Raw genomic sequence first — 23,258 nt, forward strand, 5'->3', positions numbered from 1 at the left:
GCTCAACCACCGCCCTCGCGAACCAGCCCGCACCCACATTTGACTGAGTACAGACTCATGACTCAACCGTCTTTACGCTCCGTGGAAGTCGCCAACTTCGAAGCCCTGCTCGAACGCCTCAGCGCTGAATTGGCCAGTAACGCGCATTTGTATGATGAGAGCGGCGCCTTCCCCCATGACAATTTCAAGCGCCTGCATGAGCATGGATTGGTCGCCTTCACCGTGCCCAAAGCCCTGGGTGGAGGCGGCGCCAACCTGCCCCAGGCGCGCAAAGCCATCAGCGCGATTGCCAAGGGCGAACCCTCTACCGCACTGATCCTGGTGATGCAGTACCTGCAACACACACGCCTGCAAGACAGCAAAACCTGGCCCCGGCACCTGCGCGTGCACGTCGCCGAAGACGCGGTGCGCAACGGTGCGCTGATCAACGCCCTGCGCGTCGAACCCGACCTCGGCACCCCGGCCCGTGGCGGCCTGCCGGCGACCACGGCGGTGCGCACCGCCGAGGGTTGGCGCATCAGCGGGCGCAAAATCTACTCCACCGGCAGCCATGGGCTGAGCTGGTTCAGCGTGTGGGCGCGCAGTGACGACGCCGACCCGTTGGTCGGTGCCTGGCTGGTGCCCAAAAACAGCCCGGGTGTGAGCATCATCGACACCTGGGACCACCTGGGCATGCGGGCTACCTGCAGCCATGAAGTGGTGCTCGATAACGTGTTGGTGCCGCTGGACCACGCCGTCAGTGTGAGCCCCTGGAGCGCGCCGCAGCCGGAACTCGATGGCGATGCGTTCCTGTGGATGTCGGTGTTGCTGTCGTCGGTGTATGACGCCGTGGCCCAGGCTGCGCGGGACTGGCTGGTGAATTGGCTGGAGCAACGCAAGCCGTCCAATCTCGGCGCCGCGCTGTCGAGCTTGCCGCGTTTTCAGGAAACTGTCGGCCATATCGACACCCTGCTGTTTGCCAACCGCAGCCTACTCGATGCAGCCGCCGAAGGTCACACGCCTGCCGCCAATGCCGCGCAGCTTAAATACCTGGTGACCGGCAATGCGATTCGCGCCGTGGAGCTGGCCATCGAAGCCTCGGGCAACCCTGGCCTGTCGCGCCACAGTCCGCTGCAACGGCACTACCGCGACGTGCTGTGCAGTCGCGTGCATACGCCACAGAACGACGCCGTGCTGCAAGGCGTCGGCAAAGCTGTCTTCGCCCAACGTGCCCCAATCTGAAGAAGGAACGCTCATGAGTCAGGTGATTATCGCCAGCCAACTGGACGAAGACTATAACGATGTGATTCGCGAACGCCTCGCATCGATCCACCCGCAGGCGCAAGTGATCGGCGTGCCGGCCGGCGTACCGAGTGACCTGCCGCCCCAGGCCAATATCCTGCTGCTGCGCCCGATCAACGTGCGTGGTTACACCGCGCCGGACACCCCGCCGCCCGGCTGGCCCTATGGCGCGCAGTGGGTGCACCTGGTGTCATCGGGCATCGACTTTTACCCGCAATGGCTGTTCAACGGCCCGCCGGTCAGCACCTCCCGGGGCAGCGCCGCCGATAACCTCGCCGAGTTCGCCCTGGCGACGATCTTTGCCGCGTCCAAGCATTTGCCGGACATCTGGGTGAAGGACGCCCAGTGGCATTTCACCGCACTGCGCCCGCTCAAGGGCACCACCCTGGGCCTGCTCGGCTTCGGTGCCATCGGCGAAGCCCTCGCGCACAAGGCCCTGGCGCTTGGGATCAACGTGGTCGCACTGCGCCAACGCGCGGCGCCCATTGCGGTGGAAGGCGTCGAAACCGCACGGGATATCCACGACCTGTTCGCCCGCGCAGACCACCTGGTGCTGGCCGCGCCACTCACCGAGGCCACGCGGCATATCGTTAACCGTGATGTGCTGGGCAGCGCCAAGCCGGGGTTGCACCTGATCAACATTGCGCGTGGTGGTCTGCTGGATCAGGCGGCGTTGCTGGAAGCGTTGGACAACGGCCAGATCGGCTTGGCCTCGCTGGACGTGACCGAACCGGAACCGTTGCCGGACGGGCACCCGCTGTATACCCATCCGCGTGTGCGCTTGTCGCCCCATACCTCAGCCATTTCGACTAACAGCAAGCAGGAAATTGCCGATACGTTCCTGGCCAATCTGGAGCGTTATGTAGGCGGTTCGACGCTGGCCAACCGGGTCAATCGCTAAGCCGAACGCCTACAAAAATGTGGGAGCGGGCTTGCTCGCGAAAGCGGCGTATCAGCCAAACCCTATGTTGACTGAGCCGATGCTTTCGCGGGCAAGCCCGCTCCCACAGTGGTCATGTGTTGTGTCAGTGACTCAGCAGCCGCCAGCCAGGCGTTCGCGTAGAAACTCCACCAGTGCCTGCACCGGCCTTGAGCTTTGCCGGTGCTGCGGGTAAACCGCAGACAAGGTCAGCGCTTCGGGGGCGAAGTCTTCCAAGACCGTGACCAGGCGCCCATCCTGCAAGGCATCGGCGACGATAAACGTCGGCAGGTACGTGACGCCCAACCCGGCAATGGCCGTGTCGCGCAGCAGCTCGCCGTTATTGACGCGCATGCGCCCGCTGACATTCACCGACTGCACTTTGCCCTTGGTCAGGAATCGCCATTGCACCTGGCGGCCATGGCCGTAAGGCAGGCAGTCGTGGTCGCCCAAGTCTTCGGGTTTGAGCGGCGTGCCGCGCTGGGCCAGGTACTCGGGACTGGCGCAATACACCCGTTCGACACTGCCGATGCGCCGCGCGATCAAGGTGGAGTCTTCCAGCGTGCCAATTCGCAGCACCAAGTCATAGCCCTCGCCGATCAGGTCCACAGGGCGGTCGCTCAGGTCGACTTCCACCGACACGTGCGGGTGGCGTTGCAGGAACATCGGTAACAGACAGCCAAGATGAGCCATGGCAAACGACAACGGCGCGCTGAGGCGAAGGGTGCCGCGCGGCTCGCTGTTCTGGCCGGCAATGCCCTGCTCCACCTGCTCGACTTCACCGAGCAGGCGCAAGGCGGATTCGTAATAACTCTGGCCCAGCGGCGTCACGTCCAGACGACGCGTGGAACGGTTGAGCAGCCGCACACCGAGGCGGTCTTCCAGCTGGATCAGACGGCGGCTGACAAACTGCTTGGACAGGCCCAGTTGCTCGGCGGCGGCGGTAAAACTGCCGGACTCCATGACCTGGCAAAACAGGCGCATGTCTTCGAAGGGGTTCATTGTCGCTTCTCGGTGGACATTTTGCGGTTTTATAGCCTGTCAGTAGCCACACCACAAACCCAATGTGGGAACACAATCAAATGTGGGAGGGGGCTTGCTCCCGAAAGCAGTGTGTCAGCCACAGACGAGGTGACTGAAATACCGCTTTCGGGAGCAAGCCCCCTCCCACAGGGTTTCACCTGAATGCCTGAGGGCGGGTTACTTGGCGGTAAACGCCGAGTAGCTGTTCATCAGGTTGCGGTAGTTGGGAATACGCGGCGACAGCAGGTTGGCCAGGCCTTCCATGTCGTTGCGCCAGTCGATCTGCAACTCGCAGGCCACCGAGAACCAGTTCACCAGGTGCGCACCCGCCGCGCTCATGCGTGCCCACGACGCGCGTTGCACGGCTTCGTTGAACGTGCCGGAGGCGTCAGTCACCACGAACACTTCGAAGCCTTCAGCCAGCGCGGCCAGGGTCGGGAACGTCACGCAGACGTCGGTTACCACACCGGCAATGATCAGTTGCTTGCGGCCGGTGGCTTTGACGGCCTTGACGAAGTCTTCGTTGTCCCAGGCGTTGATCTGGCCAGGGCGCGGGATGTACGGGGCGTCCGGGAACAGCTCTTTCAGCTCAGGCACCAGCGGGCCGTTGGGGCCGGTTTCAAAGCTGGTGGTGAGGATGGTCGGCAACTTGAAGAACTTGGCCACATCGGCCAGGGCCAGCACGTTGTTCTTGAATTCATTGGGCGAGAAATCCTGCACCAGCGAGATCAGGCCGGTCTGGTGGTCCACCAACAGCACCACGGCGTCGTCTTTGTTCAAGCGTTTGTAAGTCATGGGGTAGCTCCTTTGGGGGTTGAGAGTCAGAAGGCAAAACACGAGCAGCCAAACGCGCCCCAGAAACCCTGGAAGTCGCTGACCGGCACGCTGGAAAGGCGCGCTTTTTCATGGCCATGGGCATGCACGCCACAAGGGCCGCTGCATTGATGGGCTTGGGCTTGCAGCGGTGAGCCGGGGCGCCAATGCCCCGGCACCTTGACCACCGGCGACCAGTCCGGCAGCACCGGCACCCGCGGCGGTGCGAAATCTTCGAAGTCGCCGGCGCCGTACACCACCTTGCCGCCGACCACGGTCAACACCGACTCGATCCATTTGATGGCTTCTTCATCGACGCTGAAAAAGTCCGCCGACAGCGCGGCGACGTCGGCCAATTGGCCGACCTTTATCTGGCCTTTCTTGCCCTGCTCCGACGAGAACCAGGCACTGCCGTGGGTGAACAGCTCCAACGCGGTGAGGCGCGGCAGGCCTTCGGCATGCAGCTCCAGGCCACCGACGGTGCGACCGCTGACCATCCAGTACAACGAGGTCCAGGGGTTGTAGCTCGACACGCGCGTGGCATCGGTGCCCGCCCCCACCGGCACGCCTTCGGCCAGCATGCGCTTGATCGGAGGTGTGGCCTCGGCGGCCTTGGCGCCGTAACGCTCGACGAAGTATTCGCCCTGGAATGCCATGCGGTCCTGGATCGCAATACCACCGCCCAGGGCGCGCACGCGCTCGATATTCTGCGGGGTGATGGTTTCGGCGTGATCGAAGAACCACGGCAGGCCGTTGAACGGGATGTCGCGGTTGACCTTCTCGAACACGTCAAGCATGCGCGAAATGGACTCGTTGTAAGTGGCGTGCAGACGGAATGGCCAGCGCTGCTCGACCAAGTGGCGCACCACCGGCTCCAGCTCTTGTTCCATGGTCAGCGGCAGATCGGGGCGCGGCTCAAGGAAGTCTTCGAAGTCCGCCGCCGAAAACACCAGCATCTCGCCGGCGCCGTTGTGGCGCAGGTAGTCATCGCCCTGGTGCAGGGTGATGCTGCCGGTCCAGTGTTTGAAGTCGCTGAGTTCTTCCTTGGGTTTCTGGGTGAACAGGTTGTACGCGATACGCACCGTCAACTGCTCATCCTTGGCCAGTTGTTCGATCACCGCATAGTCATCGGGGTAGTTCTGGAAACCGCCGCCAGCATCGATCGCACTGGTGAGCCCCAGCCGGTTGAGTTCACGCATAAACTGGCGGGTGGAATTGACCTGATATTCCAGGGGCAATTTCGGCCCCTTGGCCAGGGTTGCATACAGGATCATCGCGTTAGGCCGCGCCACCAGCATGCCGGTGGGGTTGCCGTTGCTGTCGCGCACGATCTCACCGCCCGGCGGGTTCGGCGTGTCCTTGGTGTAGCCGGCCACGCGCAACGCCGCGCGGTTGAGCAAGGCGCGGTCGTACAAGTGCAACACGAACACCGGCGTATCCGGCGCGGCCTGGTTCAACTCTTCCAGGGTCGGCATGCGCTTTTCGGCGAACTGGAATTCGTTCCAGCCGCCGACCACACGTACCCATTGCGGCGTCGGTGTGCGATCAGCCTGATCCTTGAGCATGCGCAACGCATCGGCCAGGGACGGCACGCCTTCCCAGCGCAGCTCGAGGTTGTAGTTCAGCCCGCCACGGATCAGGTGCAGGTGCGAGTCATTGAGGCCGGGAATCACGGTGCGGCCCTTGAGGTCGATCACCTGCGTACCGCTGCCACGCAAGGCCATGGCCTCGCCGTCGGTGCCGACCGCCACAAAGCGGCCCTGGCGGATGGCGACGGCCGTTGCGCGTGGGTTTTCACGGTCCACGGTGTGGAACTGGCCATTGAACAGAATCAGATCGGCGTTCATAGGGTTTCCTTTACAGAGGCTTCAAGCCAGGGAGCGAACAGACGGGTAGCCGCCGGCATCAGCAGGTAGACCACCAGCAGCACGATGGTCAGGGTGACGAGGAAGGTGGCAACCACGTAGTTGGAGAGGAACGGATGCAGGCGCAACACCGGGCCCCAGATGATCGGCACCAGCAGCGTCAGCGGCAGGATCACAAACAGGGTCACCACTGCTTGCTTCCAGCGCGGCGGTTTGGCGGCGCTGTCGGCAAGCGGTGCGAACCAGAACTCGTTGACGGCACCGATTTCGGTGTTGTCGCCGTCGGCGAGCATGGGCGTGGCCTCGTCGATCAGGGCCTTGCGTTCGGGGGAGTCGAGCCACCGCTCAAGAGCGTCGGTGGAGCGGTAGCGCAGTACGCAGGTGAACAGCGCCAGGCGGTTTTGTTTGCTGCGTACCACGTCGACGCCGAGGTGGTCGGGGCGCTCGCCGGCAATGCGCACGATGCGGCGTAGCCAGGCTTCATAGTCGGCTTCACGGCCGGGTTTGATGAGGTGTTTGACGACCAGGGTGACGACTTCGTCGGGGCTGGTTTTGGGTGTTGGGTCCATGGTGTGGATTCCCCCCTGGAGAGTTGAACGATGGGGGGAGTTTGGGGGGCTTCGGGGGTTTGGAATTGGATGTATGTGCTGTTTGGCGTGGCGGCCTGAAAGCCGACCTGAGTGCTTAGATCAAAAGCAAAAGCGAGGCGGTGTGTCAGTTGATGCACTTGGTGACTGACCCACCGCATTCGCGAGCAAGTCGAATCGTCGCACCGCCGCTCCCACATTTTGAACTTGGTACATCAGCCAGCTCCCACAGAAAAGCAGTTCTGCTTCTGCCGTGCTTTTGCCCTGCTTTTGCTTCAACCACTCAGGTCGGCTACCAGGCCGCCGTGCTCTGCTTTTGATCTGCTGTTGATCTTGATCTGACAGGCCCCGTTAACCACGATGGCCGAACGCAGGCGAGGCACCGAGTGGTGGGGCAAAGCGTTTTTTGGTTACTTTTTTAGGCGCTCTTGTAAAAAAGTGACCCGCCGTAAGGGCGGAACCCTAAGCCGCCGTTACCGCAGCAACGGATATGTACCCAATCAAAAAACCCGAGCCATGTGCTCACTTATGCGCCCCCGCAACCACCGCTCCGCCGGATCATTATCATGCACCCCACTCCAAACCATCGATAACTCCGCCGCCTCGATCTCAAACGGCGGATCCTCCGCCCGCAACACAGTCCCCTCAGTCAACGCACACGCCGCATAATCCGGCACCGTCGCAATAATCTGCGTCCCCGCCAACAGCGCCCGTAACCCACTGAACTGCGGCACCGCGAGCACCACCCTTCGCGCCCGGCCAATCCGTGCCAGGTCCAGGTCGATATTGCCGCTCAAATCCCCCGAAAACGACACCATCGCATGCGGCCGTTCGCAGTACTCATCCAGCGTCAACGGCGCCCCTCCGTCATCCCCACGCAATACCTTGCACGGAATATCCCGCAGCTTCTTGCGCTTGGCATTCGCCGGCAGCTCAGTGGTGTAACTGACCCCCACCGAAATCTCGCCACTGGCCAACAACGCCGACATCAACAGGTAATTGGCCCGGCGCACCACCACGATAATCCCCGGTGCCTCCTCACGCAGTTGACTGAGCAACGGCGGAAACAACCCAAATTCCGCATCATCAGACAGCCCTATACGAAACACCGCACAGCTGGTAGACGGGTCGAAATCCTTGGCGCGGCTGACCGCGCCGGAAATAGTGTCCATGGCCGGTTGCAGCTCCTTGAGTATCGCCAGCGCCCGTGGTGTGGGCTCCATGCCTCGCCCGTTACGCAACAGCAACGGGTCGTCGAACAAATCCCGCAATCGCCCCAATGCGGCGCTCACCGCGGGCTGGCCCATAAAGAGTTTTTCGGCGACCCGGGTCAGGTTCTTCTCGAACATCAGTGCCTCAAAAATCACCAGCAGGTTCATGTCGACGCGGCGCAGGTCGTTGCGATTCATGGCGATATCCAGACGGTTTCCAGGCCGCCAGCTAAGCACGTCAACCACTGCTGCGATTGCACACCTGTGCTGTCCTTTCCACGCCCTCACCTGGCGAAATTAACAACGATTAACTCGTCAGCCGGACGGTCCGGCGCCAAAAATGAAGCGGTCTACACTGGACCCATTCACCGGGAACGCTCCCATCGACTACGGATATTTGTCATGGCCCGACTTGAGTACTGCGCTCCGCGTTTTTCCGTTGCCGGTGGCCTCTGTCCTCGGCGTGAACGTATTGCCAAACAACTCATCCTCGCCAACCTCGGTGACAGCCTGGCGATTGCTGACCTGGCGCAGGCTTGCGCGCTGTCGCGCAGTCACTTTTCCCGTGCATTTAAGTGCACCACCGGGCTGTCTCCGCAAGAGTGGATTCGCCAACAGCGCATCCAGCGAGCCAAGGAACTGATCACCCACTCATCCTTGAGCCTGACGCAAATCAGCCTGGAGTGCGGGTTCTGCGACCAGGCGCACTTCTGTCATATGTTTACGCGCAGTGAAGGGGTCAACCCGATGACCTGGCGAAACCACCAATTGCGTCACAAACCGCAAGTGATTGCGGCCTAGTGGTTGGCACACGCCTGGAATATGCTGGCCAGACCCTTATTCCAGAGCTCCGGCATCCATGAGTGACCTCAGCGACCAGGCCGTGCAGTTCGGCCCCTATCGCGTCCACCCGCACCAGCGGCTGGTGCTGGAGGCAGGTCGGCCGTTGCGTCTGGGGCGGCGTGCGGTGGAGATTCTGCTGATCCTGCTGGAACACGCCGGCAACGTGGTGAGCAAGCAGGAACTGATCACACGGGTCTGGCCGAAAAGTGTGGTGGAAGACACCAACCTGCGGGTGCATATGGCGGCGTTGCGCAAGGCATTGGGCGATGGCCAGGCGGGGCAGCGCTATATCGTCACCGTGGCCCAGCGTGGCTACAGTTTTGTGGCGCCACTGAGCATCGAACCGATGACACTTCCCACCGACGGTATGCCCCACAGCCAGGGCCATAACCTGCCGCTGCGCCGCACGCGGATGATCGGCCGCCAGGCGCTGATCGATGCGCTGGTGCAGCAACTGCCGCAGCAACGCTTTATCACCCTGACCGGCGCAGGTGGCATCGGCAAGACCACCGTGGCGCTGCGCGTGGCGGAATTGCTGATCGGGCATTATCGCGACGGCATTCGCCTGTTGGACCTGGCGCCGCTCAGCGCGCCGTCGATGATCTTGCCCAACCTCGCCGCCCTGCTCGACCTCACGCCTGCCGAAAATGAGCCGCTGCTGACGTTCGCCCGCGACCTGCGGGAGCGCCAGTTGCTGCTGGTCATCGACAATTGCGAACACCTGCTGGACGACATCGCACTGATCAGCGAAACCCTGCTGCGCCACGCGCCCCGCTTGCACATCCTCGCCACCAGCCGCGAAGCGCTGCGGGCCGAGGGGGAATACGTGCAGCGCCTCGAACCGCTGGCCTGCCCGCCCGCCACCGGCAACCGGGCCCAGGCCCTGGGCTACCCGGCGCTGCAACTGCTGATCGAACGCGCCATGTCCCATCAGGACAGTTTTGAACTCAGCGAAGCCGAACTGCCCCTGGCGATTGATATCTGCCAGCGCCTGGACGGTATTCCGCTGGCAATCGAACTGGTGGCCGCACAAATTGAGCGCTTCGGTCTGCCGGGGTTGCTGGTGCAAATGGAGGACAACGTGCGCCTGCTCACCCGTGGCCGGCGCAGCGCCCTGCCCCGCCATCAAACCCTGCGCGCCACGCTGGATTGGAGTTTTGATTTGCTCACGTCGTGCGAGCAGATTTGCTTGCGCCGCCTGGCCGTATTTCGTGGCGGGTTCAGCCTGGCCAGCGCAGCGGCAGTGATCGCCGGCGAGCAGATCGCGCCGAACGAGGTGTTGGGTTCGATCACCCAGTTGGTGGCCAAGTCGCTGCTCAACGTGGAGGCTGGCGATGATGAAATGGTCTACCGCCTGCTGGACATCACCCGCACGTACGCCCTGGAAAAACTCAGCGTGGCCGCTGAACTCGACGCCACCCGTGAACGCCACGCAGCGCGCTGCCTGGCGCTGATGGAGCAGGCACAGGACGACTGGGAGCTGATCAAGACCCAAGCCTGGATCGACCGCTATGCACCGCTGCGCGAAGACATTCGTGCCGCCCTCGATGGCTGCCTGAGCGATTCGGGCACGCACCTGCTGGGTATTCGCCTCACGGTCAGTGCCATGCCGTTGTGGCAGGAATTATCGCTGCTGCGCGAACACGGGCTGTACGTGGGCAAAGCGCTGGCGCGGCTGGTTCAGTCAGACGCGCCGAGCCAACGCCTGCACATGGCGCTGCAACTGGCGCTGGGCAGTTTTTCCTATCACGCCCATGGCGCAACGCCACAGACCCGCGAAGCCTTTGCCTGTGCGCAACGCCTGGCGCAAGCCGGCAAGGATTTGACCGGCCAGCTACGTGCGGTATCCGGGCTGATGGCCGTCAACCTGTGCAGCGGCAACTACCGTGAGGCGTTGCTGCAAAGCCAGCACTTTGATCGACTGGGCCTGCATTCCGAGCCCTTGCTGGACCTCAGCGCCCAGCGCCTGCGGGTGTTGGCGCAGCACTTCGCCGGCAACCAGGCGCTGGCATTGCACAACGCAGAGCAAGTGATCCAGCGCATGGCGCACAGCGGTCACCTCAATCGCTTTACCCACGGTTTTGGCGTGCAATACGACCAGAGCGTGGCCGCCTTGACGATCCTCGCGCGCATCCTGTGGCTGCGCGGTTTTGCAGAGCGTGCCTGGCGTACCGCCAACCAGGCACTGGAGTTGGCATTGCAGATCAACCACGGCACCTCGATCTGCTACACCCTGGCCCTCGCCGGTGTGGTCATCGCCCGCTACAACGGGGACACCGCCGCGGCGCGTTCACGGCTGGAGCTGTTGCTGCAACAGGCACAAAAACACTCGGTGCAGTTGTTCCACACCTGGGCACGCCACTATGAGGGCAGCGCACCGCATGAGGATCTGTCAGGGCTGGGCCTGGTTCAGGACACCCTCGTGACCTTCGGTACCGCCACGGGGGATGACGCTGTATTTGACCGCGCCAGAAGCGGCGCGGCCGGTTGGTGCACCGCCGAGATTCTGCGGGTGCGCGCCGAGGCACAGACCGATACCCGCACACGCGAAACACTGCTGCTCGAAGCCCTCGGCGTGGCGCATCAACAAGGCGCGCTGGCCTGGGAACTGCGCAGCGCAACCTCACTGGCGCGACTGTGGCAAAGCCAAGGGCGCACGCAGGCGGCCCGCGATCTGTTGAACTCGGTCTACGAGCAATTCACCGAAGGCTTTGCGACTCTGGACCTAGTTCGCGTGCGCAGCCTGCTCGACGAGTTGCAGGACAAACGGCCGGCCTGAAAATGGCCCCAGGTAATGCCCATAACCCTGTTGCAAATGCGCCACCTGCACCGGGTCGCGCAGTTGCGCCAGCGCATAGCTGCGCACGCTATTAAGCAGGCGGTAGCGCTCCGGGCCGGGACCGGGCTCCACCGTGAGCAACGAAGTCGACGCCAGGCGCGCCAGCAGATAGGACAGGTCGGCGTGCTCCAGCTCGGTGCCGGCGACCCACCCGGTCAGGGTGGGCAAGGTCACTGCCGTTTTGAACAGCGCCAACTGCAGGAATAGCCAGCGCTCCGGCAGGCTCAGGCGCTGATAGGTCCAATCCAAGGCAGCGGCCAGGGATTGATGGCGCTCCACTGCCGTGCGTCGGCCTCGGGTCAGCACCTGCAAACCCCGTTGCAACTGGGCCTGCACGCCGTGTACGCCCAGGGCCTCGACGTGGGCCGCCGCCAGTTCCAGGGCCAGGGGAATGCCATCCAGACGTCGGCAGATAGCCCGCAGCGGCACCAGGTCCTGGGGCCGCAACACAAAATCCTGCTGAGCGGCGTGCACCCGTGCGACAAACAATTGCACCGCCGGGTACGCCATCGCCTGCTCGACATTACCCCAGGCCGACGGGGTCGGCTGCGCCAGCGTGGGCACGCGTTGTACCCATTCGCCGGGCACCTGCAAGGCTTCGCGGCTGCTTAACAACACGCTCACCTGGGGCGCGTTGTCGCGCAGTGCGCGCACCAGATGGCGACAGGCGCCGAGCAGCAAATCTGCGCCGTCGAGCACCAGCAACAGTTGGCGCGTTGCCAACTGGCGGCTCAGTTCAACGGCGTTTGCACAGGGTGCCAGGTGCAGCGTATTGGCCAGGTGCCGCAGCATTTGGGTCGGCGCCTGCACGGTTGCCAAATCCACCCACCACACGCCGTCGCGATAGCGCGGTAATACCCGTTCGGCGAGGGCCAGGGCCACGCTGCTTTTGCCCACACCGGCGCAGCCCGTGAGCATCATCAGGCGTTGGCCGGACAGGCGCCGCACCAGCGCGCCCAATAACTCATCACGGCCCACCACCGGGCTGAGCCGGGTGGCCAGGTTGTGCCGAGGTGTCGTCGCCGCAGGCAGACTCTGCAGCGGCGCCGCAAAGCAGTAGCCGCGCTGGGGGTCGTTAAGGATGTACGGTTGCCCGACAAGCGCACGGCGCAGTGCGGCGATGTGCACGCGCAAGTTGTTCTCTTCCACCACACTGCACGGCCAGACCCGGGCAATCAGCGCGTCCTTGCTGACAAACTGCCCAGGTACTTCCAGCAAAACCGCCAGAATATCCAGCGCTCGCCCACCCAACGGCACCGGCAGGCCTGCCTTGGTGACCAGGCGTTGTTGCCGATGAAAGGTGTAGGGGCCAAAGCTCACTGGGTGTGGGTTGTTCATGTGGTTAAAAGCGCTGGAACACCCGGCCTTGGGCGTCTGCGCATCCTTTTCCATGGGCCTGTCGTTATCTTGCCAGCTACCCGTGACAGGACAATGCTGGCATGGGGAGCGACACGGACAATCAGGTGCGCGAGACGGACATCCTGGCGTTAACTGAACTGTTGTCGGTATTGGGTAGGGTTAAGCCCGAGCTTTTCACTGAACAAAAAGCGCATATGCCGCACGCTGCCAAAGCCTGCGCGAAACGCCACGGTCTTGAGCGGCAGGTCGGTGGTTTCCAACAAGTGGCGGGCGCGATCGATGCGCGCGCCTTGCAGGAAGGCCATGGGCGTCATGTGCACCTCCTTGGCAAACAGCCGCGCGAAGTGGCGTGCGCTCATGCCTGCCAACGCAGCCATGGAATCGATAGTGAACGGCTGATCCAGTTGCGCCAGCACCTGGTCCTGCACCCGGGTGATCGCGGTTTCCAGCGGCGCGACGGCAGCGGTCATCGGGCTGAACTGGGCCTGGCCGCCCTGGCGCTTCATCACCACCAGCAACACTTTGGCCACGTCCACCGCCACCTGCTTGCCATGGTCCTGGGCCACGATCGACAACGCCAGGTCGATACCGGCGGTCACCCCGCCGGAGGTGATCAAACGGCCATCCTGCAAATAGATGCGATCGGTCTCGACGATCGCCTTGGGAAAGCCTTTGATCAGGCGTTCGGTGTAATGCCAGTGGGTGGTCACGCGGTGGCCATCGAGCAGTCCGGCATGCCCGAGCACAAAGGCGCCGGTGCAGATCGAACCGAAACGCCGCGCACGTGGCGCTGCGGCGTTGAGCCAGGGCAGCAACGCGGGATGGCATTCGTTATAGGCACCGGGGCCGCCAGGTACCAACAGCAGGTCATAGGCGTCGTGGGCCTGGTCCAGCAGCAGGTCGGGTTGTATCAACACGCCATTGGAGGCGCGTAACAGGCCGGGCTCGGTGCCAATCGTGAGGATTTGGTAGTGAGCGGCCGTAGGCAGATAGCGATTGGCAATGGAAAACACTTCGAGTGGCCCGGCCATGTCGAGCAGCAGGAAGTCCGGGAACAGCGCCATGGCCACGGTTTTCATGAAGAGAAAAGTCCATCGAGAAGGAAGTCGAGGCGGCATTATGGCACGCCTTTTACTGTCAACTTGAAGGAGACAGTCATTCAGATTTCAGCTTCTTAATGAATTTATCAGTAACCATTAACCTTCTTCTCAACGCCAGCGCCCTGCATCACGCAGCCCGCGCTCACTTGAGGACAAGACCATGCTGACCCTTCGCAAAGCTTCGGAACGCGGCGCCGCCAATCACGGTTGGTTGAAGTCGTTTCACACCTTCTCGTTCGCCAACTACTGGAACCCCAATGAGCAGGGTTTTTCCGACCTGCTGGTGATCAACGATGACCGCGTTGCGGCCGGCAAAGGCTTCGGCCAGCACCCGCACCGCGACATGGAGATTTTCTCCTATGTGCTCGAAGGCGCCCTGGAACACAAGGACACCCTGGGCACCGGCTCGGTGATTCGCCCTGGCGATGTGCAACTGATGAGCGCCGGCAGCGGCGTGGCCCACAGCGAGTTCAACCACAGCCAGAGCCTGGGCGTGCACTTTCTGCAAATCTGGATCGTGCCGAATGTGGCCGGCGCCGAACCGCGCTATCAACAGGAACACTTCAGCGCGACGCAGAAACGTGGACGCTTGCAGTTGATCATCTCGCCGGATGGCGCCGAGGGCTCGCTCACTGTTCGCCAGGATGCGCGGGTGTATGCCGGGCTGTTCAAGGGCGACGAAGCCGCGACCCTGGACCTGCCGCCGGATCGCCATGTGTACGTGCATGTGGCCCGGGGCAGCGTAGAAATCAACGGCCAGCGCTTGCAGGAAGGCGACGGCGCCCGCGTGCGGGACGAACGCCAGATCCGCCTGAGCCAGGGCGACGATGCCGAGGTGCTGGTGTTTGACCTGCGCCCTCAGGAACTGCCGCAGATGCCATGACCGTGTCCACGATGGCCCGCAAAACGGGCCATCGCTGGCGTCGATAGTCACCATCAGCGCAATGAAGTTCTCTTAAAAAATCCAACGCGTAACATCAAACCCATGCCAAACGGCACCCCACTAAAACACTCGGAGCACACCACCATGAAACGCCAACTCTTGCTTAGCCTCGCTTTCTCGGTACTCGCTGCAAACGCTTTTGCTCACCCGGTTGTCGCTGAAGGCGGCGCGGATCGCCTGCAAGGTAACCACGTAGCAGAAGGCGGTTCTGATCGTCTGCTGGAGCGTCGTGTCGCCGAAGGTGGCGCTGATCGCTTGCAGGAACGCGGTCTGGCCGAGGGTGGTGCTGACCGTCTGCAAGAACGCGGCCTGGCCGAAGGCGGTGCTGATCGTCTGCAGGAACGTGGTCTGGCTGAAGGCGGTGCTGACCGTCTGCAGGAACGCGGCCTGGCCGAAGGCGGCGCGGATCGTCTGCAAGAACGCGGCCTGGCCGAAGGCGGTGCGGATCGTCTGCAAGAACGTGGCCTGGCTGAAGGCGGTGCGGATCGCCTGCGCGGCAACAACGCATAACCCCGCACTGTTTGCGGGGCACCCCAAACCGGCCTGATCAGCCGGTTTTTTTTCGTCCCCGATTAATGCAGGTTGTGGTCCACCCACAATACTGCCTTGCCGATCTGTTGCCGTGCCTCGATGCGTTCATGCACCTGCTGCACCGTCTCCAGGGTGTAATGCCCCTCGATCGCCACTGTCAGCGACCCCTCCAGCATGGCCGCAAATACCGCATTGGCGCGCCGTTGCACGGTCGCCCCATCGGCCATATGGTCGGCCAGCCGCGGTCGCGTCAAAAACAACGAGCCCGCCTCCCCCAGCTCAATCGGGTCAAGGTCCGTCAGCGAGCCCGAGACGTTGCCGTAGTTGACGATCAAACCGCGCGTGCGACAGGCCCGAAAGCTTTCACGCAAGGTGTTTTTGCCCAGCGAATCGAAGACCACGTCCACCCCTCGCCCGCCTGTGGCGTGCAGGACCTGGTCGGCAAATCCATCATACGTCCAGGCCTGATGGGCGCCGCGCTGCCGAGCAATCGCGCATTTCTCCGCGGTGCTGCCGGTGGTGAACACCGTCGCCCCCAACCGACGCGCCATTTGCACCAGCAATTGCCCGATGCTGCCGGACGCCGCGTGAATCAGGCAGGTACTGCCTGCTTGCAAACGCGCCACCTCGTCAATCAGGTAGTGCGCCGTGCAGCCCTGAAACATCGCCGCAGCGGCTTGATCAAAGGGGATTGCGCCGGGAATCTGCGCGACTTTGTCGGCCGGCACATTGGCGTACTCGGCATACGCGCCCCAGGCAATGCACCAGGCCACGCGATCGCCCACAGCCAAGTGACTCACGCCGGGGCCGACTTCCACCACGACACCGGCGCCCTCCATGCCCAAGGTGCACGGCAGGCGCACCGGGTAAGTGGCGGAGCTTGCGTATTTGCCTTGGCGCGTATGAATGTCCATGAAATTGATCCCGGCGCAGGCCACTTTGACCAGCACATGCCCGGCTGTGACCTGGGGTTTTGCAACGTCGTGGCGAAGGTGGGCGACTTCGGGACCGCCGTAAGCTTGCAGGGTGATGGCTTTCATGGGGAACAACTCCGTTTGCACTGGGAAGCGGCCATGGTAAAAGGACATGATCGGCTGGAATATTCCCCAATCTCTCCCAGCCTCTGTGCGGAAATAACCCGATGTTCGATTGGCAAGACCTCTATTACTTCACCGTATTGGCCCGCACCCAGTCGCTGTCGGCAGCCGCCCGCGAGTTGCAGGTGGAACACGCCACCGTCGGGCGCCGCGTCGATGCGCTGGAAAAAGCCCTGGGCGTGAAACTGGTGGACCGCCTGCCCCGCAGTCGCCCACTCACGGCCCAAGGCCTGGCACTGGCCGAATTGGCGGCAGGCATGGGCGACATGGCCACCGAAGTGCTGCGCCTGTCGCGCGTCGCCTCCATCGAACTGGCCGGCACCGTACGGGTGAGTTGCCCGCCGTCCATCGCCAACCATTGCATCGCGCCTCACGTGGCGCGGTTGCGCGCCCAGTACCCGCAGTTGAACCTGGTGCTGATGCCCTCCACGCAACTGGCCGCGCTGGACAAGGGCGAAGCCGATATTGCCTTGCGCACAGTGCGCCCCGACGAAGACGCACTGGTGCGCCGCAAGGTCGGCGTGGTGCGTTTTGGGCTCTATAGCGCGCCTGAATTCAACCAGCTACCTGCCGCGCAGTGGACCTTCATCGCCTACGACAGCAGCCGTGACCACCTGCCCCAACAAGCGTGGCTGCACCAACTGCGCGGCCAACGCCCGATCGTGTTTGCCGCCAGCGACCTGATCACCCAGCAAATGGCCGCCCGCGCACACGTCGGCGCCGTGGTGCTGCCCACCCTGGTGGGCGATCACGACCCGCTGCTGACCCGACTGCCCACGGCCACCGACGGCCCGGTGCGCGATATCTGGCTCACGGTGTACCCCGATATCCGTCGTTCACCGTCGGTGAAAGTGGTGATGGAGTTTCTAGTGCACTGCGTTGAAAGCAAGGCACAGTTGCGTCGCTGAATCAGCCCGAAACCGCCAGGAATTTCTTGCGATACGCCGCCGGCAGCATCCCTACGCGCTGCTGGAACAGGCGGCGAAACGAGTTACTGTCTTCATACCCGACCGCGTAGGTGATGCTGTCGAGGGTCATGCGCGTCGATTCCAGCATCTGCTTGGCGCGCTCCAGACGCAGGGTTTGCACATAGGCGATAGGCGTATAGCCGGTCGCCTCCTTGAAACGCCGCTTGAAATTGCGCACGCCAAAGCCAAAACGCCGGGCCACGTCGTCAATCACCAGCGCCTGGGCAAAGTGCTGTTCCAGCCAGCGCTGCACCCGCAGGATCGCCCCGTCGCCGTGGCTCTTGGGCAACGACCACACCGCATACACCGACTGCTCGGTGCGCACGTTGTCGATCAGCAGGTATTTGCCACAAGTCTGCGCCAGCTCCGGTGAGCCGAAACGGCGGATCAGGTGCAGCATCAAATCCATCGCTGCACTGGCACCACCGCAGGTGATCACGCGATTTTCTTCGCAGAGGATCTGCGCGTCATCCAGGACCACATCCGTGTAACGCCGTCGGAAAAACTCGGCAAACGCCCAGTGGGTAGTGGCGCGCAAACCTTGCAGCAGACCGGTCTCCGCGAGCAAGAAAGCCGCCGTGCACATCGACGCCAACACAGCCCCTTGGGCATGCTGTTCACGCAACCAGGGGCCGTAGGCAGAAAAAGTCGGCAAGGCATCTTTGAGGGTAAAGAGGAAGCCGGGGATCAGAATCAGATCGGTCTGGCGCACCTGCGCAGTCGCGCACGCCACCTGCAAACGCTGCCCGCCCCAGGCGTCCACGGCCTGGCCGTCGAGGGAGGCGACCACAATCTCGAACGGCGGGCTGTCGGCAAACAGGTTGGCGGCACTGAGCATTTCCAGAGCCAGGGTCGCACTGGCGGCGGAGCATTGATCGGCCAGGAGCAAGGTAATGTGCATAAAAGAGTCCGCGTGCGTTTTTCGCATGAAATAAGTCATTTGCGCACCTACCTTAGCCGATCTCGCGCCCGTAAAGTGCCGCCACTGATCAACTGCCTGGCGCTTTTATGAATCTCTGGTTTCGCTTGCTGTTCATGTTGTCCCGCCGCCCCTGGCGCAAGCCCGCCCATGGCTTGGCAACCACCGTGGTGCGCATGCGAGTGTGGCCGCTGGACCTGGATATCAACCGGCATGTCACCAATGGCCGGTACTTCTCCCTGGCGGACGTCGCGCGGATGGATTTTGTACTGCGCACCGGCGCGTTTCGCGTGGCCCTGCGCAACAAGGCGTTGCCGATCGTAGGCGATACCTGGGGCAAGTTTCGCCGCGAGTTGAAGCTGTTCGAAGTGTTCGAGGTGCACACCCGCATGCTCGGCTGGGACCACAAATGGAGCCTGATGGAGCACCGTTTTGTCAGCAAGGGTCGGGTGGTGGGCGTGGTGGTGATGCGCGGGCTGTTTAAATCAGCCAAGGGCACCCTGCCCCCGGCAGATTTTCTGCGGGAGCTGGGCTTGGCCGAGGCGTCGCCGCCTATGCCACAGTGGCTGAGCGACTGGGCGCAGAGTTGTGATGATATGAGTGTGCAGTTGCGCGAAGAGGAGCAGGTTTGAGGTCACGGCGCTGACGCGTACTGCCCTTCACTGACCGGCTCCAACCAGTCCACCACCTTGCCGTCCAGCACCTCGGCAATCGCGATATGGGTCATGGCGGTGCTCGGCGTAGCGCCGTGCCAATGCTTGACGCCGGGGGCAATCCACACCGTGTCGCCGGGGCGGATGGCACGTACCGGCTGGCCCCATTCCTGCACCAGCCCGGCGCCGGCGGTGACGATCAATGTCTGCCCCAAGGGGTGGGTATGCCAGGCGGTGCGTGCGCCCGGTTCGAAGGTGACGGTGGCGCCACTGACGCGTGCGGCATCGGTGCCTTTGAAGGGCGCATCCACGCGCGCGGTGCCGGTGAACCAGTCGGCAGGGCCTTGGGCTGAGGGTTGCGAGCCATTGGGGGTGATGGTGAGCATGGGGGTCTCCTGTGCGCTGGATTCTTGAGCGAGCAATGACAGCGAGAGCGCTGCGGCGGCGAATGTTTTCAACGGTCGTTCTCCGATTGAAGGGCTGGATTCAATCTAACAGCACCCTATTGAGATAATTAGCCGCTAGAATCTGAAAATACTTATGAGAGCTGCTCATCAATGCTCAAAGAAAATGCCAATGACCTGCTCGCCTTCCTGGCCGTTGCGCGCGAGCGCAGCTTTACCAAGGCGGCAGCGAAACTTGGCGTGTCGCAGTCGGCACTGAGCCATACGATCCGCGCGCTGGAAGCGCGTTTGGGGCTGCGCTTGCTCACACGCACCACACGCAGCGTGTCGCCCACCGAGGCCGGGCAACACCTGATCGACACCGTCGGGCCGCACTTCGATGAAATCCAGATTGGCCTGGAAGGCCTGAGCAATTTGCGCGACACGCCCTCGGGCACGATCCGCATCAACGCCATGGACCATGCGCTGGAGCACATCCTCTGGCCGGTGCTCAAACCTTTCCTGGCCCAATACCCTGACATCGCTATCGAAGTCTGCTGCGACTACGGTTTCGTCGATATTGCCGCCCAGGGTTTCGACGCCGGCGTGCGCCTGGGGGAGGACGTGGCCGAAGGCATGATCGCCACTCGTATCGGCCCGGACATGCGCATGCTCGTCGTCGGTTCACCCCGCTATTTTGCCGACCATCCCCTTCCGACGACGCCACGCGACCTCACGGCCCACGCGTGCAACAACCTGCGCCTGCCCACCAACGGTGGCCTGTACGCCTGGGAATTCAAAAAGGCCGGGGAAAGCCTGAACGTGCGGGTGTCAGGCCAAGTGACCTTCAATGGTGTGTACCAACTGCTCAAGGCCGCCGTGGACGGGTTTGGCCTGAGCTACATTCCTCAGGACATCGTGGCGCCGTACTTGGCGGATGGCCGCTTGATCGCCGTGCTGGACGACTGGTGCGCCCCCTTTGCCGGTTTTCACCTGTACTACCCAAGCCGGCGACAGGCTTCGCCGGCGTTTGCGTTGCTGGTGGAAGCGCTGCGTTATCGCGGCTGAAGAAAACGCGCTCATGACTACCAGCTCTCTCCCAAACCCAGCAGGCCCAGTATCTGCCGGCGCAGGCCCACCAGATAAAGGTCATCGCGGTGCCGAGGGTAAGGTCGATCAATGCTCAACTGCGCCTGAACCTGCGCCGGGCGGTCACTGAACACAATCACGCGGTTGGCCAGCAGCAAGGCCTCCTCCACATCGTGGGTCACCAACAACGCGGTATAGCCTTGGCGCTGCCACAGGTCGATGAGTTCCTTTTGCATGGTGATGCGAGTCAATGAATCGAGTTTGCCCAAGGGCTCGTCGAGGATCAGCAATCGCGGCTGATTGACCAACGCCCGCGCCAACGCCACCCGCTGCGCCATGCCGCCAGAAAGCTGCCGAGGGTACGCGCGGGCAAACGCGCTAAGGCCGACCTTTTCCAACGCCTCATCCACCTTGAAAGCATGCGTCTTGAGCAAACCCTGGGCCTCCAGGCCAAGCGCCACGTTGTCCCACACGCGGCGCCACGGGTACAGGGTCGGGTCCTGGAAGACCACCACGCGGCTAGGGTCCGGGCCGAGAATGGGTTCGCCATCGGCCAACAGCCTGCCGGAGTCAGCCGGTTCCAAACCGGCCACCAGGCGCAGCAAGGTGGATTTACCACAGCCCGAAGGCCCGAGCAGCGCCACACACTCGCCGGGGGCGACGTCCAGCGAAACCCGCTCCAGCACCGGTAGAGGGTGCCCGTCCAGGGCAAAGCCGTGACTCAGATTTTCTATCCGCAACGCCAACCCCGTCGATGCCGATGCCGCGTGTGCCAGGGCTACCATTTCATTGCTCCTTTCTGCCAGGCCAGCAAGCGGTCGCGCACCAGGAACAACCCGGTGATCAACCCCGAACACGCCAGCGCCATGATCAACAATGCCGCGTACATATTCGCGTACGCCGCCCACCCCTGTGCCCATTGCAGGTACCAGCCGATGCCGGATTTCACCCCCATCATTTCCGCCACTACCAAGGTCGAGAATGAGGCGCCCAGGCCCATGAACAGGCCGACAAACACATGGGGCAACGCGGCGGGAATCGCCACCTTGAAAACCAGGAAAGCTTGCTTGGCACCCAGGGTACGCGCCACGTCGTAGTAGGTTTTATCCACACTCGCCACGCCGGACCAGGTCAGCACCGTGACCGGAAACCAGGTCGCCAGGGCGATCAGGAATACGCTGGCGCTCCAACTGCTGGGGAACAGGAAAAAACACAGCGGCAACAAAGCCGTCGACGGCACCGGCCCAAGGATGCGCAACACCGGGTGCAGCCAGTAGCCGATCCGTGTGGACCAGCCGATGGCCACGCCCGCGACGAAGCCGGTGGCCGCCCCCAACGCTACGCCCGAGCCCAGCAGCAACGCCGAATGCAACAGACTGTCGGCCAGGCGTGCGTAGTCTTCGATATACACCGCGAGCAACGCCTGCGGCGGCGCGAAAAATGGCACCGGCAGCAATGCCAGTTTGGCGGTGAGCAGTTCCCAGATGCCCAGCAACACCGGCAACGCAATCAGCCAGGGCCCGGCATTGCGCAACCGTCGGCCCAGTTTGGAAAAGTGCCGCCCCAACAGGCTCAACCCAATAAACAGTGCAGCCATACCGATGCACAGGTTGGCCAGCCCCTGAGTCATCGGCCAATGGCGCGTCGCGTTGGGCCAGTAGCTGATCAGCAGCGCCACTGCGCCCCAGGCACCCACCACGCCTGCGCCCTGCCACCAGACTTTGAATGCCAGAGGCGGGTTCAGGGCCGTCGTATCAACTGAAGACATCAGCGGTGATCTCCTTGGCGAACTCCACCGGGTCGGTGCTTTTGCTGATCACTTCCACGGTTTTCAGGTCGGTGACGTAAGTGGTGATTTCCTGGGTCAGCGCCGCGCCAACCGCATGGTGGCCGTGGGTATGGTCATGCAGAATCGCCTGCACTTCTTCGGTGGAGGTGTTCAGCGCATAGGCCTGGAAGCCCTTGGCGACTTCTTCCGGGTGCTGCACGGAATAGTCATGGGCTTCCAGAATGGCCTGGGTCAGCGCCGCGACCACGCGCTTGTCTTCGCGCACCAACTTGCCGGTGACGCCCACCACGCAGCAGCTGAGGTTGGCGTATTCCTCCACCAGGTTGGTGGACAATTCACGCGCCACACCGGACTTGATCAGGCGGTACATGAATGGGTCACTGCCGCTGACCGCCTGCACTTCCCCGCGCTCCAGGGCCGTGCCCAACAGGTCAGCCGGGTACAGGCGCCACTCGACATCGCGCACCGGGTCGACACCGTGTTTTTTCAGCAGGATCGAGAAGAAATTACGATCCGGGCTGGCCATGTCGGTCACGCCGATGGCCTTGCCCTTGAGGTCCTCCAGCTTGGTCACGCCGCCGTTCACCGCACTGAGCAACCGCAGGCAACCGCCGTGGGTGCCGGCGGTGAGTTTCACATCAAAGCCCTGCTCCAGGGCCTTGAGCCAACGCAGTGCCATGCCCACGCCCGCATCGGCCTTGCCGGTGGCGATGGCTTCGAGCAGCACTTCGGTGGAGTTGCCGAAGTTGACGAGTTCAACGTCGAGGTTGTGCTTCTTGAAAAACCCCTGGCCGTGGGCAATCACCACCGGGGCCAGGCATACGGCATTGAGGTTGACCGCCAGCTTGAGTGAGCGCGGCGCATCAAGACGGATAAAGTCGCCAGTACCGGCGGGTTCCTGAGGCGTGTTGTGGCCCGCATGTTCATCGGCTGCCAAGCCCAGGCGTGGCAGCGACAGCAGCAAGGGACTGGCCAGGGTGATGCCGGCCAGGCCCAGGAGCCGGCGGCGGGTTAAGTGATCAAAAGCAGCCATGCGAAATATCCCT

The 23,258-nt window shown here is 62.8% G+C and carries 22 protein-coding genes; 9 read left to right on the forward strand and 13 right to left on the reverse strand.

The genetic code is table 11. The annotated features are described in order from the left end of the window. Positions 1–57 precede the first annotated feature (57 nt). Together ACLBW8_RS22160 and ACLBW8_RS22165 are read left to right on the forward strand one after the other, a co-directional pair. Positions 58–1,221: an acyl-CoA dehydrogenase family protein gene (locus ACLBW8_RS22160; protein ID WP_221294448.1), complete on the forward strand. Its 1,164-nt coding sequence runs from the start codon at positions 58–60 to the stop codon at positions 1,219–1,221. Between the two features lie 13 nt (positions 1,222–1,234). Beyond that, a complete protein-coding gene (locus ACLBW8_RS22165) occupies positions 1,235–2,182 on the forward strand; it encodes a D-isomer specific 2-hydroxyacid dehydrogenase family protein (protein WP_447806304.1) in 948 nt (315 codons plus the stop codon). Between the two features lie 132 nt (positions 2,183–2,314). On the opposite strand, the gene ACLBW8_RS22170 is transcribed toward ACLBW8_RS22165, so the two are convergent. The 5 genes from ACLBW8_RS22170 to ACLBW8_RS22190 form a co-directional block, all read right to left on the reverse strand. Beyond that, on the reverse strand, positions 2,315–3,202 hold the full coding sequence (locus ACLBW8_RS22170; protein WP_447806305.1) for a LysR family transcriptional regulator: 888 nt from the start codon (positions 3,200–3,202) through the stop codon (positions 2,315–2,317). A 198-nt stretch (positions 3,203–3,400) separates the two neighbouring features. Next, positions 3,401–4,018: an isochorismate family cysteine hydrolase YcaC gene (gene ycaC / locus ACLBW8_RS22175; protein ID WP_128590381.1), complete on the reverse strand. Its 618-nt coding sequence runs from the start codon at positions 4,016–4,018 to the stop codon at positions 3,401–3,403. Between the two features lie 26 nt (positions 4,019–4,044). Continuing rightward, entirely contained in the window at positions 4,045–5,883 is a 1,839-nt protein-coding gene (locus ACLBW8_RS22180) for an amidohydrolase (protein WP_447806306.1), read from the reverse strand. After that, positions 5,880–6,470: an antibiotic biosynthesis monooxygenase gene (locus tag ACLBW8_RS22185; RefSeq protein WP_447806307.1), complete on the reverse strand. Its 591-nt coding sequence runs from the start codon at positions 6,468–6,470 to the stop codon at positions 5,880–5,882. The genes ACLBW8_RS22180 and ACLBW8_RS22185 overlap by 4 nt, the downstream gene beginning before the upstream one ends. A 518-nt stretch (positions 6,471–6,988) precedes the next feature. Continuing rightward, positions 6,989–7,897, reverse strand: coding sequence for a LysR substrate-binding domain-containing protein (locus ACLBW8_RS22190; RefSeq protein ID WP_447806308.1), 909 nt, complete (start codon positions 7,895–7,897; stop codon positions 6,989–6,991). Between the two features lie 204 nt (positions 7,898–8,101). Here ACLBW8_RS22190 and ACLBW8_RS22195 point away from each other — a divergent pair, with 204 nt between their 5' ends. Together ACLBW8_RS22195 and ACLBW8_RS22200 are read left to right on the forward strand one after the other, a co-directional pair. Next, a complete protein-coding gene (locus ACLBW8_RS22195) occupies positions 8,102–8,500 on the forward strand; it encodes a helix-turn-helix domain-containing protein (protein ID WP_447806309.1) in 399 nt (132 codons plus the stop codon). A gap of 58 nt (positions 8,501–8,558) precedes the next feature. Continuing rightward, positions 8,559–11,321, forward strand: coding sequence for an ATP-binding protein (locus ACLBW8_RS22200; protein WP_447806310.1), 2,763 nt, complete (start codon positions 8,559–8,561; stop codon positions 11,319–11,321). Here ACLBW8_RS22200 and ACLBW8_RS22205 read toward each other — a convergent pair. Together ACLBW8_RS22205 and ACLBW8_RS22210 are read right to left on the reverse strand one after the other, a co-directional pair. Then, positions 11,268–12,773 (reverse strand): winged helix-turn-helix domain-containing protein, encoded by a 1,506-nt coding sequence (locus tag ACLBW8_RS22205; RefSeq protein WP_447806311.1) that lies wholly within the window; start codon positions 12,771–12,773, stop codon positions 11,268–11,270. The two genes, ACLBW8_RS22200 and ACLBW8_RS22205, sit on opposite strands and share 54 nt — an antisense overlap. A gap of 95 nt (positions 12,774–12,868) precedes the next feature. After that, a complete protein-coding gene (locus tag ACLBW8_RS22210; RefSeq protein ID WP_447806312.1) occupies positions 12,869–13,819 on the reverse strand; it encodes a GlxA family transcriptional regulator in 951 nt (316 codons plus the stop codon). 181 nt (positions 13,820–14,000) lie between these two features. Here ACLBW8_RS22210 and ACLBW8_RS22215 point away from each other — a divergent pair, with 181 nt between their 5' ends. Both ACLBW8_RS22215 and ACLBW8_RS22220 read left to right on the forward strand, forming a co-directional pair. After that, entirely contained in the window at positions 14,001–14,723 is a 723-nt protein-coding gene (locus tag ACLBW8_RS22215; protein WP_447806313.1) for a pirin family protein, read from the forward strand. 144 nt (positions 14,724–14,867) lie between these two features. After that, the gene (locus ACLBW8_RS22220; protein ID WP_221294444.1) at positions 14,868–15,293 is read left to right on the forward strand and encodes a hypothetical protein; all 426 of its coding nucleotides are present in this window, start codon (positions 14,868–14,870) and stop codon (positions 15,291–15,293) included. 62 nt (positions 15,294–15,355) lie between these two features. Here the strand turns inward: ACLBW8_RS22220 and ACLBW8_RS22225 are convergent, their stop codons facing one another. Beyond that, positions 15,356–16,354, reverse strand: a complete 999-nt coding sequence (locus tag ACLBW8_RS22225; RefSeq protein ID WP_262667559.1) for a quinone oxidoreductase family protein — start codon at positions 16,352–16,354, stop codon at positions 15,356–15,358. A 101-nt stretch (positions 16,355–16,455) separates the two neighbouring features. Between ACLBW8_RS22225 and ACLBW8_RS22230 the strand changes: the two genes are divergently transcribed. Further along, positions 16,456–17,319, forward strand: a complete 864-nt coding sequence (locus ACLBW8_RS22230) for a LysR family transcriptional regulator (RefSeq protein WP_447806314.1) — start codon at positions 16,456–16,458, stop codon at positions 17,317–17,319. A gap of 1 nt (position 17,320) precedes the next feature. Here ACLBW8_RS22230 and ACLBW8_RS22235 read toward each other — a convergent pair whose 3' ends face one another. Further along, positions 17,321–18,280, reverse strand: a complete 960-nt coding sequence (locus tag ACLBW8_RS22235; protein ID WP_447806315.1) for a GlxA family transcriptional regulator — start codon at positions 18,278–18,280, stop codon at positions 17,321–17,323. 107 nt (positions 18,281–18,387) lie between these two features. Here ACLBW8_RS22235 and ACLBW8_RS22240 point away from each other — a divergent pair, with 107 nt between their 5' ends. Beyond that, positions 18,388–18,930, forward strand: a complete 543-nt coding sequence (locus ACLBW8_RS22240; RefSeq protein WP_064451866.1) for an acyl-CoA thioesterase — start codon at positions 18,388–18,390, stop codon at positions 18,928–18,930. Between the two features lie 2 nt (positions 18,931–18,932). Here the strand turns inward: ACLBW8_RS22240 and ACLBW8_RS22245 are convergent, their stop codons facing one another. Beyond that, on the reverse strand, positions 18,933–19,337 hold the full coding sequence (locus ACLBW8_RS22245) for a (R)-mandelonitrile lyase (RefSeq protein WP_447806316.1): 405 nt from the start codon (positions 19,335–19,337) through the stop codon (positions 18,933–18,935). A gap of 171 nt (positions 19,338–19,508) precedes the next feature. Here ACLBW8_RS22245 and ACLBW8_RS22250 point away from each other — a divergent pair, with 171 nt between their 5' ends. Next, positions 19,509–20,402 (forward strand): LysR family transcriptional regulator, encoded by an 894-nt coding sequence (locus ACLBW8_RS22250; protein ID WP_432751911.1) that lies wholly within the window; start codon positions 19,509–19,511, stop codon positions 20,400–20,402. Between the two features lie 17 nt (positions 20,403–20,419). Here the strand turns inward: ACLBW8_RS22250 and ACLBW8_RS22255 are convergent, their stop codons facing one another. The 3 genes from ACLBW8_RS22255 to ACLBW8_RS22265 are packed head-to-tail and all read right to left on the reverse strand — an operon-like array spanning position 20,420 to position 23,245. Then, positions 20,420–21,208 (reverse strand): ABC transporter ATP-binding protein, encoded by a 789-nt coding sequence (locus ACLBW8_RS22255; RefSeq protein ID WP_447806317.1) that lies wholly within the window; start codon positions 21,206–21,208, stop codon positions 20,420–20,422. Further along, complete coding sequence (locus ACLBW8_RS22260) at positions 21,202–22,191, reverse strand: ABC transporter permease (RefSeq protein ID WP_447806318.1); 990 nt, start codon at positions 22,189–22,191, stop codon at positions 21,202–21,204. Before ACLBW8_RS22260 ends, ACLBW8_RS22255 begins: the two co-directional genes overlap by 7 nt. Further along, entirely contained in the window at positions 22,178–23,245 is a 1,068-nt protein-coding gene (locus tag ACLBW8_RS22265; protein WP_064451862.1) for an ABC transporter substrate-binding protein, read from the reverse strand. The genes ACLBW8_RS22260 and ACLBW8_RS22265 overlap by 14 nt, the downstream gene beginning before the upstream one ends. Positions 23,246–23,258: the final 13 nt, after the last annotated feature.

This window comes from Pseudomonas sp. M5A4_2d (assembly GCF_053345295.1).

Coding starts and splice junctions, on each gene's coding strand:
- ACLBW8_RS22185 (WP_447806307.1), bottom strand. CDS start 6,470: ATGGACCCAACACCCAAAACCAGCCCCGACGAAGTCGTCACCCTGGTC.
- ACLBW8_RS22240 (WP_064451866.1), top strand. CDS start 18,388: ATGAATCTCTGGTTTCGCTTGCTGTTCATGTTGTCCCGCCGCCCCTGG.
- ACLBW8_RS22190 (WP_447806308.1), bottom strand. CDS start 7,897: ATGAATCGCAACGACCTGCGCCGCGTCGACATGAACCTGCTGGTGATT.
- ACLBW8_RS22220 (WP_221294444.1), top strand. CDS start 14,868: ATGAAACGCCAACTCTTGCTTAGCCTCGCTTTCTCGGTACTCGCTGCA.
- ACLBW8_RS22210 (WP_447806312.1), bottom strand. CDS start 13,819: ATGAAAACCGTGGCCATGGCGCTGTTCCCGGACTTCCTGCTGCTCGAC.
- ACLBW8_RS22165 (WP_447806304.1), top strand. CDS start 1,235: ATGAGTCAGGTGATTATCGCCAGCCAACTGGACGAAGACTATAACGAT.
- ACLBW8_RS22205 (WP_447806311.1), bottom strand. CDS start 12,773: ATGGAAAAGGATGCGCAGACGCCCAAGGCCGGGTGTTCCAGCGCTTTT.
- ACLBW8_RS22180 (WP_447806306.1), bottom strand. CDS start 5,883: ATGAACGCCGATCTGATTCTGTTCAATGGCCAGTTCCACACCGTGGAC.
- ACLBW8_RS22245 (WP_447806316.1), bottom strand. CDS start 19,337: ATGCTCACCATCACCCCCAATGGCTCGCAACCCTCAGCCCAAGGCCCT.
- ACLBW8_RS22265 (WP_064451862.1), bottom strand. CDS start 23,245: ATGGCTGCTTTTGATCACTTAACCCGCCGCCGGCTCCTGGGCCTGGCC.
- ACLBW8_RS22260 (WP_447806318.1), bottom strand. CDS start 22,191: ATGTCTTCAGTTGATACGACGGCCCTGAACCCGCCTCTGGCATTCAAA.
- ACLBW8_RS22160 (WP_221294448.1), top strand. CDS start 58: ATGACTCAACCGTCTTTACGCTCCGTGGAAGTCGCCAACTTCGAAGCC.
- ACLBW8_RS22170 (WP_447806305.1), bottom strand. CDS start 3,202: ATGAACCCCTTCGAAGACATGCGCCTGTTTTGCCAGGTCATGGAGTCC.
- ACLBW8_RS22225 (WP_262667559.1), bottom strand. CDS start 16,354: ATGAAAGCCATCACCCTGCAAGCTTACGGCGGTCCCGAAGTCGCCCAC.
- ACLBW8_RS22255 (WP_447806317.1), bottom strand. CDS start 21,208: ATGGTAGCCCTGGCACACGCGGCATCGGCATCGACGGGGTTGGCGTTG.
- ycaC (WP_128590381.1), bottom strand. CDS start 4,018: ATGACTTACAAACGCTTGAACAAAGACGACGCCGTGGTGCTGTTGGTG.
- ACLBW8_RS22200 (WP_447806310.1), top strand. CDS start 8,559: ATGAGTGACCTCAGCGACCAGGCCGTGCAGTTCGGCCCCTATCGCGTC.
- ACLBW8_RS22230 (WP_447806314.1), top strand. CDS start 16,456: ATGTTCGATTGGCAAGACCTCTATTACTTCACCGTATTGGCCCGCACC.
- ACLBW8_RS22235 (WP_447806315.1), bottom strand. CDS start 18,280: ATGCACATTACCTTGCTCCTGGCCGATCAATGCTCCGCCGCCAGTGCG.
- ACLBW8_RS22215 (WP_447806313.1), top strand. CDS start 14,001: ATGCTGACCCTTCGCAAAGCTTCGGAACGCGGCGCCGCCAATCACGGT.
- ACLBW8_RS22195 (WP_447806309.1), top strand. CDS start 8,102: ATGGCCCGACTTGAGTACTGCGCTCCGCGTTTTTCCGTTGCCGGTGGC.
- ACLBW8_RS22250 (WP_432751911.1), top strand. CDS start 19,509: ATGCTCAAAGAAAATGCCAATGACCTGCTCGCCTTCCTGGCCGTTGCG.